Below are 12,211 nucleotides of genomic sequence, written 5' to 3' on the forward strand. Positions count from 1 at the left end.
GGCGCCGCTTTTTGCCTAGCGGCAGGAGAGGAGCGTGTCGCCATCAGCGTCTATGCCTTGTCCAGCGTCGAGACGATTCCCCGGGCCCGCAGCACGGCCCGCACCTGCTCGGCCACCTGAGACTGCGGCCTGTCAGCGTCGATGCGCACAATGCGCTGCGGCGCCTCGCCGGCGCGGCGCACATAGCCTTGCGCAACCCGTTCGAAAAATGCGCGCGCTTGTCCCTCGAAGCGATCAGGCTGGCGGGCGTCGCGCAGCCGCTCGGCGGCCACCTGTGCCGGCACATCGAACCACAGCGTGCAGTCAGGCTGCAGCAGCGGCGCCGCAGCGCTGCCGGCACGCCCGGGCGCAGGCGGCAGCGTCCAGCCCGACTGCACCGCTTGCTCCAGCGTGGCGATCAACGCCCAATCCACTCCGCGACCAGCGCCCTGATAGGCATACGTGGCGTCGGTAAAACGGTCGCATACCACGCTGGCGCCGCTAGCCAGGTTGGGAACGATCACCTGCGCCAGATGCTGCCGACGCGCGGCAAAGGCGAGCAGCAGCTCCGTCGTCGCCTCCATCTCATCCTGTAGCAGCAGTGCGCGCAGCTTCTCCCCCAACGGCGTGCCACCTGGCTCGCGCGTGACGCACACACGTTGGCCGGACGCGCGCAAGGCATCGGCAATGGCAGAAACATGCGTGGATTTGCCGGCACCGTCGATGCCCTCGACACTGACGAACCAGCCACGCTCGGCGGCGCCCTGGGTCACGCCGTTCGTCATCATTGCTGCCCCCTGATGTAGCGGTTGACCGCCCGATTGTGCTGCTGCAGGGTGTCGCTGAACTCGCTGCTGCCATCGCCTCGCGCCACGAAGTACAGTGCCGTCGTCTTCTCGGGCTGCACCGCAGCCAGCAGCGAGGCACGCCCCGGCATGGCAATCGGCGTGGGCGGCAGCCCCGCCCGGGTGTAGGTATTCCAGGGCGTATCGGTATCCAGGTGGACGCGGCGCAGGCGGCCGTCAAAATCCTCACCAACCCCATAGATCACGCTCGGGTCGGTCTGCAGCCGCATGCCCAGGCGCAGCCGGTTGATGAACACCCCGGCAACGCGACCGCGCTCGCTGTCCAGGCCGGTCTCCTTCTCGATGATGCTGGCCAGGATCAATGCCTCATCAAGCGATCGCAGCGGCGTGTCACGCGCACGTTGCTGCCAGGCAGCCTCCAGCATGCGGTCCATCGCTTCCATGGCCTGGCGCAGCAGCGCCAGATCGCTGCTGCCCTTGGCAAACAGATAAGTGTCGGGAAAGAAGCGGCCCTCGGGGTGCACGCCCTCGCGGCCCAGGCGCGCCATGATCTGCGCATCGCTCAGCTCAGCAGTATCGTGACGGAGCGGCAGTTGCGCCAGCAGCGCGCGCACCTGACGGAACGTCCAGCCCTCGACAATGGTCATCGCTTCGAGCGACTGCTCGCCGCGCACGATGCGATCGACGATGCGCTGTGGCGTCACACCACTTTCGAACGCGTAGTAGCCCGCCTTGAGCTGACTGGCGGCACCGGTGGCGCGCAGCCAGGCATAGGTCAGCGGCGCGGGCAACGGCAACGCACCACTGCTGTGCAGCAGCTGCGCGACCATCCGCGCGGAACTACCACGGGGAATCTCGAGCTCGACGGGCGCATCGCCCAGATCAAGCGGCTGGCTACGCCACCAGTTGGCGTAGGCCAGCACAGCACCGGCAGCCAGTGCCAGCAATACGATCATCAGCAGTAGTCTGCGCAACAAACCCGGTCAACCTGTCATTGAAAAACATTGAATAATGCGGCAACACTTAAGTGCTGCCCGCCGATCCGAGCCGCGAAGATAGCATGTTTCGCCCTCTGCCCGGTCGGCAACGGCACTGAACCTGTCCACGATCTTTTCACGCAATATGTCGCCTACTGCCTTTCCCTTCAATGACGCCATCACGCTGGTCCCTGACCTGGGTGTGCTGCACTGCAGCGGCGCCGACGCGCGCACCTTCCTGCACGGACAGTTGAGCAACGACATCGCACTGCAGCAGCCACAGCAGGCGCGCCTGGCCGCTTACCTGAACGCCAAGGGACGCATGCTGGCCAACCTCATAGCACTGCGCGACGGCGACGAGGACGTGCTGCTGCTGTGCCACCAAAGCATTCTCCCCGCAGTCCAGAAGCGTCTGGGCATGTTCGTTCTGCGCGCGAAGGTCCATATCACCGACGCCAGCGACCAGTGGCAGCTGCGGGGTTTGCTTGGCCAGGCGGTAGAGCGCGTGCTCGGTCAGCCGTTGCAACCATGGCAGGTTCTCGCATGGCGTGATGCTGCGCAGTCCGACACGAACGGACCCGCGGCCCGAGCCGTCGGCCTTTATCCCGCCGATGGCGCTGCACGTGCCCTGCTGCTGGTACCTGCGGGGCAGACCGCGCCTGCCGCGACGCTGGATGACCTGGTATGGGCCAGCAGCGAGGTCCGCAGCGGTGTTGCCACCATCAGCGCGCCGGTGGTTGAGCAGTTTGTTCCGCAAATGCTCAACTACGAATCGGTCGGCGGCATCAGTTTCAAGAAAGGCTGTTACCCCGGCCAGGAGGTCGTGGCGCGCAGCCAGTTCCGTGGTGCCATCAAACGCCGGGCATTCCTCGTGCGCGGACAGTCCCTGCCCGTCCCAGCGCCCGGCACGGAAATCCATGCTGCTGGTAGCGATCAGCCCTGCGGCGTGCTAGTGCAAAGCGCCGCAGCGATCGATGGACCGGCAGGCGCGTTTGACGCCGTTGCTAGCCTTCGTGTCGACGCAGCGCAAGCCCCGCTCGAACTGCGCCTGGACCAGATCACCGTGCCACTGACGGTCTCGCCTGCGCCGTACCCATTGCTGGAAGATATTTGAATGGCCGTCGCGGTAAAAAACAACGCCTGCTGCATCCGATCCCCACACGAGGAAGATTTGGTGTACATTAGGGCTGTTGATATGTGAAAGAGCATCCGCTCATTGGTATTTGTTACCTGCTTGCTTTTCGCCAGCAGTCGTTCGATTCCCCTGATGATTTTCTTCGCGTTTCTTCGCCAGGCGGGTTTTTTCGCCCTGGCAATTTTTTAAAGGAAATCGTTATGACGACTCTGACTGGTACTGTAAAGTGGTTCAATGACGCCAAAGGCTTTGGCTTTATCGCTCCTGATGATGGCAGCAAGGATCTGTTTGCCCACTTCCGTGAAATTCAGGACACTGGCTTCAAGACCCTGGCTGAAAACCAGCGTGTTCAGTTTGAAGTGACGCAAGGCGCCAAGGGCCCGCAAGCATCGAACATCCGCGCCGTGGAGTAATCCACCGCCGCACTTGCAGGAATCTGGCCATCACTGGCCAGCCTGCCCCAAAAAAGCGCGACTTGGTTCGCGCTTTTTTTATTCCGATGGGAGGCTCTTCCCATCCCAACAAGGCGTTGCCATGAAAAATCTCCAGGAAGCAACCGAGCGTATCTGTGAGTTGAAAGGCAGTCTGATCGCCATGGACGTGCTAATTCCCGTACTGTTGCAGACGCGCTCTGCGGCCGTTGACGACACCCTTTTGCAGATGCACGACAAACACGCCGAAATCGCGCGTACCGCCATGCTGCATGCCGCCATTTCGGACCATGTGCTGGCAGCCTTTGGGCGCGATATCGCCAAACACAGAGTATTGCTTGCCGCCGCGGCACTACCGCCAGCACGGCCATCCGCATAAATAGCCGTCCAGCCGCCCTGCAACAGGCCAACTGGCACCTGCTGGCAACACGCCTGCGCTTTGCTACACTAGCAGGCATGCTGTTTCTGAGCCTACTTCCCGCGCGCTACGCAGACCACGTGTGCCTGTCGGACTGGCGTTGGCGAAAGCCTGCCGACTGAATCCTGCTCCGCGCGCAGCTTGCCACGCCATCTTTTCTCCGTTGCCGCATCAACGGGTCCGGATCTGCTCAGAAACCCAGGCGAGCGCGCTCCCGCAAGAATCTCGCCGTTGCCAAGAACACACGCCGTGATCACCGAACTGGAATTCCAAGACCTCGCCCAGCGGGGCTACAACCGCATTCCGCTGATGGCCGAGGCCTTCGCCGACCTCGAAACGCCGCTTTCCCTCTACCTGAAACTGGCCCATTCGCAGAACGATGGCAAAAACACGTTCCTGCTGGAATCGGTGGTGGGCGGAGAACGTTTCGGGCGTTACAGCTTCATTGGACTGCCCGCCCGCACACTACTGCGCGCCAGTGGTTTTGGGGCGCAGGCCCGATGCGAGGTCGTGACCGATGGTCACGTCGTCGAGACGCACCATGGCAACCCACTGGACTTCATCGCCAGCTACCAGCAGCGCTTCAAGGTCGCGCTACAGCCGGGCATGCCGCGGTTTGTCGGTGGCCTGGCCGGTTACTTTGGCTATGACACGGTGCGGCACATTGAGAAAAAGCTGGCGCACTCCTGCCCGCCCGATGACATCGGCCTGCCGGACATCCTGCTGCTGCATGCGGAAGAAGTCGCCGTCATCGACAACCTGTCGGGCCGGCTCTATCTGCTGGTCTACGCCGACCCTTCTCAGCCGGATGCCTACGACCGCGCCAAGCAGCGCCTGCGTACCTTACGCGCCATGCTGGATCTGCCGGTCACCGCGCCGACCATTGTGTCGAGCGCCAGCCATCCCCCGGTGCGCCACTTTGCCAAGGCCGACTACCTGCGGGCGGTCGAGCGCGCCAAGGAGATGATTGCCGCGGGCGAGTTCATGCAGGTACAGGTAGGCCAGCGCATCCAACGCACCTACACGCAAAGCCCACTGTCGCTCTACCGGGCACTGCGCGCGCTCAACCCCAGCCCGTACATGTACTTCTACAACTTCAGCGGTGCTGACGCGCAGGAGGGACAGCCCGGCAGCACCTTGCACGTCGTCGGTGCCAGTCCGGAGATTCTGGTGCGACAGGAGCGAACCGAGGCCGGAGAAAAAGTCACGATCCGCCCGCTCGCGGGCACACGGCCGCGCGGCGCAACGCCGGAACTCGACAAGGCGGCCGAAGAGGAGCTGGTAGCCGACCCGAAGGAGCGTGCCGAGCACGTCATGCTGATCGATCTGGCCCGCAACGACATCGGACGCATCGCGCAGACCGGCTCGGTCAAAGTAACCGAGGCATTTGTGGTGGAACGCTACAGCCACGTGATGCATATCGTCAGCAACGTGGAGGGCCTGCTCAAACCGGGCATGGGCCCGATGGACGTACTGCGTGCCACATTCCCGGCTGGCACGCTGACCGGAGCACCCAAGGTGCATGCCATGGAACTGATCGACGCGCTCGAACCTGTCAAACGCGGCATCTACGGCGGCGCGTGTGGCTACATCAGCTACGCGGGGGATATGGACGTGGCCATCGCCATCCGTACCGGCGTCATCAAGGACGACACGCTGTATGTCCAGGCCGCAGCAGGCGTGGTGGCCGATTCCGTGCCTGAAATGGAATGGCGGGAGACAGAGCACAAGGCCCGCGCACTGCTGCGCGCAGCGGAACTGGTGGAGGAAGGATTCGAGTCATGACCCAACCCGGCAAGCGCGCCATCGACAAAACCGCTCACTGCAACGACATGACCGAGGTGCGCCGCCGCGTCGACGCACTGGATGACATACTGGTACCCTTGCTCGTCGAACGCGGCGGCTATATGACGCAGGCCGCACGCATCAAGGCATCCCCCGAGCTCGTGCGCGATGAGGTTCGCATAGAAGCCATCGTCGCACGCGTGCGCGCACGTGCCGAGGCGGAAGGCGGCCAGCCGGACGTGATCGAGGCGATCTACCGCAGCATGATGGAAGCCTATATCGCCTTCGAGCACCGTGAGTTCGAGCGCCTGCGCGCCAGCTCGGATCACCACCGCGAAGAAGCCCCAAAGGACTGACACCCCCTCTCACACGCCCGCCATTTTGCCTGTCTGCCATGCCACCTCGCCCTGCCCCGACGGTTGCCCAACGCGTGATCATGCTTGCAGCCACCGGTTGCATCGCCAGCCTTCTGAGTGCCTGCCAGATCGACCGGCAGGAAACTGCCACTGGCGCAGACGCTGCGCCGCAGGCCGTGCCAGCACCGCAGGCTCCCCTGCCCCTCGACTGGCAGGCGCTGGAGCAGGCACTGGGGCAATACCCGCATGAAACGCCCTTTCTGCAGCGGCCAGACATTGCTGCGCGTCTGAGCCACCTGCTGGGCAAGCAAGGCTACGCACTGGCCCTGCAGAATCTACAGGTGAGCGGGCCCCTGTCAGTCGAAGGCAGCACCTACTACATCACCGGCAACCGCCAGCATCAGGGCGGGATTGAGGCAGTCGCGATCACGCTGGACGAAGCCAGCAACCGGGTGCGCGTCTGGCTGTTGCACCAGGGGCAGGCAAACATCTTCTCCGAACCTGGCGCCGACTATCCCTGGCCGCGCGATGTGCGCATCCTGACGGGGGAGACGTCGCCCTGAATACGCCGCAGGGCGCATTGCGCCCCTCGCACGAAGCCTGCAACTCCCCGGCGCTCGGCCCGCGCATTTCAGCAAGGAAATTGCCATGCACATCTTGATGATCGACAACTACGACAGCTTCACCTACAACATCGTCCAGTATTTCGGCGAGCTGGGCGCGCAGGTAACCGTGTGGCGCAATGATGAAACCAGCCTGGCGGCAATCGAGGCACTTGCCCCCGATCGGCTGGTCATCTCGCCCGGACCGTCGTCGCCGGCGGAAGCCGGCATTTCCGTGCCGGCCATCCGGCATTTCGCGGGTAAGCTGCCCATCCTCGGCGTCTGCCTGGGTCATCAGAGCATTGGCGTGGCGTTTGGCGGCACCATCGTGCGCGCGCAGCAACAGATGCACGGCAAGACGAGTGTGATCACCACCACGCAGCAAGGCGTGTTTGCCGGGCTTCCTGCGCGATTTACCGTCAACCGCTACCACTCACTGTCGATCGAACGCGCCAGCTTGCCCCCGGAGCTGGAAATCACCGCATGGACGGACGATGGCGAGATCATGGGCATTCGCCACCGGCGCCTGCCCATCGAGGGCGTGCAGTTCCACCCAGAGTCCATCCTGACGGAACACGGGCATGCAATGCTGCGCAACTTCATGGAGTTGTCCACCCCCGTGCTGGCCTGAGTCGATTGCCGCCTGCCAATTCTCCTGCGCAACCGGGGCTTTACGGCCGGTGACCGTCCAGTTATAATACGCGGCTTTTTCCGATAACAGCGTGCCGAGCTTGGCATGCAAGGGATACCGCCACCCTCAATCTGGCGAGGTGAGGCAGGCACTGCGATGGCAGTTGGCCTGCTGCAAACAAGGGAAACCGAAAAGGACTTTTATGGCACGCGTCTGCGACGTCACGGGCAAGCGCCCGCAAGTGGGCAACAACGTCTCCCACGCCAACAACAAGACCAAGCGCCGCTTCCTGCCCAACCTGCAATACAAGCGGTTCTGGGTTGAGAGCGAGAACCGTTGGGTGCGCCTTCGCGTCTCCAGCGCTGCTTTGCGTCTGATTGACAAGAACGGTATTGATGCCGTGCTGGCCGACCTGCGCGCACGCGGTCAGGCCTGATCGAGATTGAAGGAGTAACACCATGGCATCCAAAGGCGGCCGCGAAAAGATCAAGCTGGAGTCCTCTGCAGGCACCGGCCACTTCTACACCACCACCAAGAACAAAAAGACCACGCCCGACAAGCTGTCTTTCATGAAGTTCGACCCCAAGGCACGCAAGCACGTCGAATACAAGGAAGTCAAGCTCAAATAAGGCAGCGTCTATTGCCTCCAGGCAATCCCGTGAGCCAAAGGCCAGCCATCGCGCTGGCCTTTTTCTTTGGGTCTGCGCAACGCATCCGCCCTGGCTTATCCTCTTGCCGCAGGGTTCAGAAACACTGCAGCGCCTTGGAATGCGCGCGTCCAAACCGGCATAGGCTTGGCAGGTCGCCCAGCTATTCTGGGATGACCGCGCGTTGCTTTTACGCGCGCGCGACGGCGAAACAGCAACCCACGTGCGTGTGGACCATGGATGTGCCCGGTCAGCCAACGCACATTGGCGCCAAGCACTGCGCGTGATGCCGCGGATTTGGCCATGGACTTGGCTGCCAGCTGCCCATACCCTGATTCAGAACCGCCCTGTGTATCAACACTTGACAAGGATTTGCCATGAAACGACTGACAGATCTCGAACGCGAAGCCGCGCTGTCCTCGGTACCCGAATGGCGCTACGACGGCGACGACGGCGGCTCCATCTCGCGCACCCTGGAATTCGCGGATTTTGCACATGCGTTTGCGTTCATGACCCAGGTGGCGCTGCACGCTGAAAAAGGCAACCACCATCCGCAATGGTCCAACAACTACAACGTGGTCGAGATCACGCTGACCACCCATGATGCCGGCGGACTGAGCCAACGCGATATCGCACTGGCGCAGGATATCGACGCCATCTATTCACGCTTTGCCAGCGCGCACGCCGAACGCTGAGAGTTGCCGCGGAGCGCCGCCTACGTCTGAGAACCTGTTGACGTGCTTTTTGGCCCTGCGCAGTCAGGCAAAAGTGCGGCAGACAACGCTATCCGGTGCGCTTTTGCCTGACTATCTCTCAGGTTTCCTTGCTAGCCGTACGCTGCGTGTGACAAACCCTCGTCGTGACATCAAGCCCGACTGCGGTTGGAGCCTCGCATCGCGTCGTAGGATGAGGCATAGCCGTGCAAAAAAGCGCATAAGCAGGTTCCAAGCCCGGCCGCATAAAAGGACTGCGGCAGGGCAAGGCCCGCGCCACGAAATGTCCTGTCGCGCGCCTTACCAATGGCTGCCGCAGTGCACCCGGTTGCGCATGCGACAATTGCCCGCTTTGCGATTGCGATGCAGAACGCATCGCCACATCCCTGCCTGTTGCGCATCCAGCGCCAATTACTACCGAACGCACCCCATTCCTCATGCATTGGTTTGAAGCTGTCGTCCTCGGATTGCTGCAAGGCCTCACCGAGTTCCTCCCGGTCTCCTCCAGTGCACATCTGCGCATCTTCGGGCCATTGCTGCCTTCTGGCGGCGATCCTGGCGCGGCGTTTACCGCCATCACCCAGCTAGGCACCGAAGCGGCCGTGCTGATTTACTTTCGCAGGGATTTGCAGCGCATCGCGCGCAGCTGGTTTGCAGCTTTGGTTAATCCGGTCCGGCGCCGTGATCCGGACGCAAAGATGGGATGGTTCATCCTCCTTGGCACCGTTCCCATCGTCGTGTTGGGACTCGCATGCAGTCCCCTCATTGAAGGGGCTGCACGCAATCTCTACCTCACTGCCGCAACACTGATTGGTTTTGCCCTACTGCTGGGCGTAGCAGACCGCTGTGGTCGCAAGGTGCGAACATTGTCAGCGCTCAATTGGCGTCACGCCATGCTGTTTGGCCTGGCGCAGGCAATGGCGCTGATCCCCGGTGTTTCTCGTTCCGGGGGCACCATTACCGGGGGGCTGCTGCTTGGATACACCAGAGAGGCCGCCGCCCGGTACTCATTTCTGCTTGCGGTCCCGGCGGTGATCGCATCCGGGTTCTACCAGCTGTTCAAAAACTGGCCCCAGATCGCGTCCGTGTCCCTGATGCCAACCGCAATCGCCACCCTGGTCGCATTCATCAGCGGCTACGCCGTCATCGTGGTGTTCCTGAAATGGATTTCGCACCACAGCTACTTGCCCTTCGTGCTCTATCGCATCGTTCTGGGCGCGCTGGTTCTGCTGCTGCTGAGCATGGGTATCCTGACGCCCTGACGCTTCCATCATCCTGTATCAGGCCAAAAAAAATCCCACTTTTAAGTGGGATTTTTCAAAGCAGCAGAAACACCTGCTGCCATGTATTGGTTGCGCGAGGAGGATTTGAACCTCCGACCTTTGGGTTATGAGCCCAACGAGCTACCAGACTGCTCCATCGCGCGGTAAGCAAAAATTATAACACGGATTATTCTGCCGTCTTCACTTCGGTCGCTGCTTTTTCTGCATCTTCCTCGGGGCGATCAAGCAGTTCAACCAGTGCCATGGGCGCATTGTCGCCCACCCGGAACCCCATCTTGAGGATACGGGTGTAGCCGCCTGGACGCGTCTTGAAGCGCGGCCCCAGTTCATTGAAGAGCTTGGTCACCGAGTCGCGATCACGCAGGCGATTGAAGGCGAGGCGACGATTGGCTACCGAATCGACCTTGGCCAGCGTAATCAGCGGCTCCACCACGCGACGCAACTCCTTGGCCTTGGGCAGGGTCGTCTTGATCAGTTCATGCGCGATGAGCGAGTTGCTCATGTTGCGCAGCATTGCCAGGCGGTGGGCGCTGGTGCGATTGAGTTTACGTAGTCCGTTGCGATGTCGCATGATGATTTCCTTATAAAAATGACTGTGGGCCGGATCAGGTACCTACAGTTGCAACAAAAAAGCGGTAGCAGCAGCACGCCCAACCGTTACGTCGCCGGGCAGCTGCCACGGAAAGAAGGCGGCAATCAGTCGTTCAACCCGGCAGGCGGCCAGTTCTCGAGCTTCATGCCCAGTGTCAGGCCACGCGAGGCCAGCACTTCCTTGATCTCGTTGAGCGACTTGCGTCCCAGGTTCGGTGTCTTCAATAGCTCATTGTCGGTGCGCTGGATCAGATCACCGATGTAGTAGATGTTCTCGGCCTTGAGGCAGTTCGCCGAACGGACGGTAAGCTCGAGTTCGTCGACCGGACGCAACAGGATCGGATCGAACGCGTCAGCACTGGTGCCGGTGCGCGTGCCACCGGAACCTTGGTTGATGGCTTCGATCTGGCTGTCGTCGAGCTGCGCGAAAACGGCCAGCTGCTCAACCAGGATGCGAGAGGACGTGCGCACCGCATCTTCGGCGGAGATGGCACCGTTGGTCTCGATTTCCATGACCAGCTTGTCCAGATCCGTGCGTTGCTCGACACGGGCATTCTCAACCGTGTAGTTCACACGCAGCACAGGCGAAAACGATGCGTCAAGCACAATGCGACCAATCGACTTGGTACCCTCATCGGCATAGCGCCGCACCGTGCCAGGCACGTAGCCGCGGCCCTTCTCGACCTTGATCTGCATATCCAGCTTGGCACCCTGGGACATATGCGCAATGACGTAGTCGGGATTGACGATCTCGACGTCATGGGGGGTCTGGATGTCCGCAGCCGTAACCACGCACTCACCCTCCTTGCGCAGGCTCAGCGTGACCTCGTCACGGTTGTGCAGCTTGAACACCACACCCTTGAGGTTGAGCAGAATGCTAACCACATCCTCCTGGATGCCGTCGATGCTCGAGAATTCGTGCAGCACGCCGGCGATGGTGACCTCGGTTGGCGCATAGCCCACCATGGACGAGAGCAGCACGCGCCGCAGGGCGTTGCCCAGCGTATGGCCGTAGCCGCGCTCGAACGGCTCCAGCTCAACCCGTGCGCGATTGGGCGCGATCTGCTCGACACTGATGGTCTTGGGCTTTAGCAAATTGGTCTGCATAACTACTTCCTATCAATACCCCCGGCTCGTTACACCGGTAAGGCTGGTGAAGCGAATAAACCGCGAACAAGTCGCGGTTCCAATGTAAAAGGCGCTAGCCCAATCAACGCGAATACAACTCGACAATCAGCGACTCGTTGATATCCGCCCCAAACTCATCGCGGTCAGGCGCCTTCTTGAACACACCCTCGGCCTTGTCCACAGCCACTTCCACCCAAGCGGGGAAGCCGACTTGCTGCGCCAGCTGCAGCGCCTCCTGAATGCGCGCCTGGTTGCGCGACTTCTCACGCACGGCCACCACGTCACCGGGCTTGACCTGATACGACGGGATGTTCACGGTCTGGCCATTGACCAGAATCGCCTTGTGCGAAACCAGCTGACGCGCTTCCGAGCGCGTGGAGCCAAAGCCCATGCGATACACGACATTATCGAGGCGGCTTTCCAGCAGCGTCAAAAGGTTTGAGCCCGTGTTGCCACGGCGACGATCGGCCTCCGCAAAATAGCGGCGGAACTGCTTCTCAAGCACGCCGTACATGCGGCGCACCTTCTGCTTTTCACGCAGCTGCAGACCGTAGTCGGACGTACGGCTGCCAGAAGTGCGGCCATGCTGACCGGGCTTGGAATCGAACTTGGACTTGTCAGCGATCGAGCGACGTGCGCTCTTGAGAAAGAGGTCGGTGCCTTCGCGGCGGGAGAGTTTGGCCTTAGGCCCAATATAGCGTGCCACTTGATATCCTTTTATTCAGCTAC

General features: G+C 61.6%; 16 protein-coding genes and 1 tRNA gene. 11 read left to right on the plus strand and 6 right to left on the minus strand.

The annotated features are described in order from the left end of the window. Positions 1-50: 50 nt before the first annotated feature. The gene (gene tmk / locus AAV94_RS08515) at positions 51-764 is read right to left on the minus strand and encodes a dTMP kinase (protein WP_046741901.1); all 714 of its coding nucleotides are present in this window, start codon (positions 762-764) and stop codon (positions 51-53) included. Next, positions 764-1,741 carry an endolytic transglycosylase MltG gene (mltG, locus tag AAV94_RS08520; protein ID WP_046741902.1) on the minus strand — a complete coding sequence of 326 codons (978 nt, stop codon included), beginning with the start codon at positions 1,739-1,741 and terminating at the stop codon, positions 764-766. The genes tmk and mltG overlap by 1 nt, the downstream gene beginning before the upstream one ends. 166 nt (positions 1,742-1,907) lie before the next feature. On the opposite strand from mltG, the gene ygfZ reads away from it, so the two are divergent. The 11 genes from ygfZ (at position 1,908) to AAV94_RS08575 (ending at position 9,742) form a co-directional block, all read left to right on the plus strand. Next, the gene (gene ygfZ / locus AAV94_RS08525; protein ID WP_046741903.1) at positions 1,908-2,876 is read left to right on the plus strand and encodes a CAF17-like 4Fe-4S cluster assembly/insertion protein YgfZ; all 969 of its coding nucleotides are present in this window, start codon (positions 1,908-1,910) and stop codon (positions 2,874-2,876) included. A 221-nt stretch (positions 2,877-3,097) separates the two neighbouring features. Continuing rightward, a complete protein-coding gene (cspE, locus tag AAV94_RS08530; RefSeq protein ID WP_046741904.1) occupies positions 3,098-3,310 on the plus strand; it encodes a transcription antiterminator/RNA stability regulator CspE in 213 nt (70 codons plus the stop codon). A gap of 13 nt (positions 3,311-3,323) precedes the next feature. Next, the gene (locus AAV94_RS08535) at positions 3,324-3,707 is read left to right on the plus strand and encodes a DUF1627 domain-containing protein (protein ID WP_231731317.1); all 384 of its coding nucleotides are present in this window, start codon (positions 3,324-3,326) and stop codon (positions 3,705-3,707) included. Positions 3,708-3,995: 288 nt separating this feature from the next. Beyond that, on the plus strand, positions 3,996-5,531 hold the full coding sequence (locus AAV94_RS08540; protein ID WP_046741906.1) for an anthranilate synthase component I family protein: 1,536 nt from the start codon (positions 3,996-3,998) through the stop codon (positions 5,529-5,531). After that, positions 5,528-5,887: a chorismate mutase gene (locus AAV94_RS08545; RefSeq protein ID WP_046741907.1), complete on the plus strand. Its 360-nt coding sequence runs from the start codon at positions 5,528-5,530 to the stop codon at positions 5,885-5,887. The genes AAV94_RS08540 and AAV94_RS08545 overlap by 4 nt, the downstream gene beginning before the upstream one ends. Positions 5,888-5,925: 38 nt before the next feature. Next, positions 5,926-6,450, plus strand: a complete 525-nt coding sequence (locus AAV94_RS08550; RefSeq protein WP_046741908.1) for a hypothetical protein — start codon at positions 5,926-5,928, stop codon at positions 6,448-6,450. An 85-nt stretch (positions 6,451-6,535) separates the two neighbouring features. Next, on the plus strand, positions 6,536-7,120 hold the full coding sequence (locus tag AAV94_RS08555) for an anthranilate synthase component II (RefSeq protein WP_046741909.1): 585 nt from the start codon (positions 6,536-6,538) through the stop codon (positions 7,118-7,120). A 202-nt stretch (positions 7,121-7,322) separates the two neighbouring features. After that, positions 7,323-7,556 carry a 50S ribosomal protein L28 gene (rpmB, locus tag AAV94_RS08560; protein ID WP_046741910.1) on the plus strand — a complete coding sequence of 78 codons (234 nt, stop codon included), beginning with the start codon at positions 7,323-7,325 and terminating at the stop codon, positions 7,554-7,556. A gap of 22 nt (positions 7,557-7,578) precedes the next feature. Next, entirely contained in the window at positions 7,579-7,749 is a 171-nt protein-coding gene (gene rpmG, locus AAV94_RS08565) for a 50S ribosomal protein L33 (RefSeq protein WP_046741911.1), read from the plus strand. Positions 7,750-8,144: 395 nt separating this feature from the next. Then, on the plus strand, positions 8,145-8,462 hold the full coding sequence (locus AAV94_RS08570) for a 4a-hydroxytetrahydrobiopterin dehydratase (protein WP_046741912.1): 318 nt from the start codon (positions 8,145-8,147) through the stop codon (positions 8,460-8,462). Positions 8,463-8,917: 455 nt separating this feature from the next. Then, positions 8,918-9,742 carry an undecaprenyl-diphosphate phosphatase gene (locus AAV94_RS08575; protein WP_046741913.1) on the plus strand — a complete coding sequence of 275 codons (825 nt, stop codon included), beginning with the start codon at positions 8,918-8,920 and terminating at the stop codon, positions 9,740-9,742. Between the two features lie 87 nt (positions 9,743-9,829). Here AAV94_RS08575 and AAV94_RS08580 read toward each other — a convergent pair. The 4 genes from AAV94_RS08580 to rpsD form a co-directional block, all read right to left on the minus strand. Next, positions 9,830-9,906 (minus strand) — tRNA-Met (locus AAV94_RS08580). Between the two features lie 23 nt (positions 9,907-9,929). Then, entirely contained in the window at positions 9,930-10,334 is a 405-nt protein-coding gene (gene rplQ, locus AAV94_RS08585) for a 50S ribosomal protein L17 (RefSeq protein ID WP_046741914.1), read from the minus strand. Between the two features lie 125 nt (positions 10,335-10,459). After that, on the minus strand, positions 10,460-11,461 hold the full coding sequence (locus AAV94_RS08590; RefSeq protein WP_046741915.1) for a DNA-directed RNA polymerase subunit alpha: 1,002 nt from the start codon (positions 11,459-11,461) through the stop codon (positions 10,460-10,462). Positions 11,462-11,564: 103 nt separating this feature from the next. Next, complete coding sequence (rpsD, locus tag AAV94_RS08595) at positions 11,565-12,188, minus strand: 30S ribosomal protein S4 (RefSeq protein WP_046741916.1); 624 nt, start codon at positions 12,186-12,188, stop codon at positions 11,565-11,567. Positions 12,189-12,211 lie beyond the last annotated feature (23 nt).

Source organism: Lampropedia cohaerens (assembly GCF_001005215.1).
Taxonomy (GTDB): Bacteria; Pseudomonadota; Gammaproteobacteria; order Burkholderiales; family Burkholderiaceae_C; genus Lampropedia; species Lampropedia cohaerens.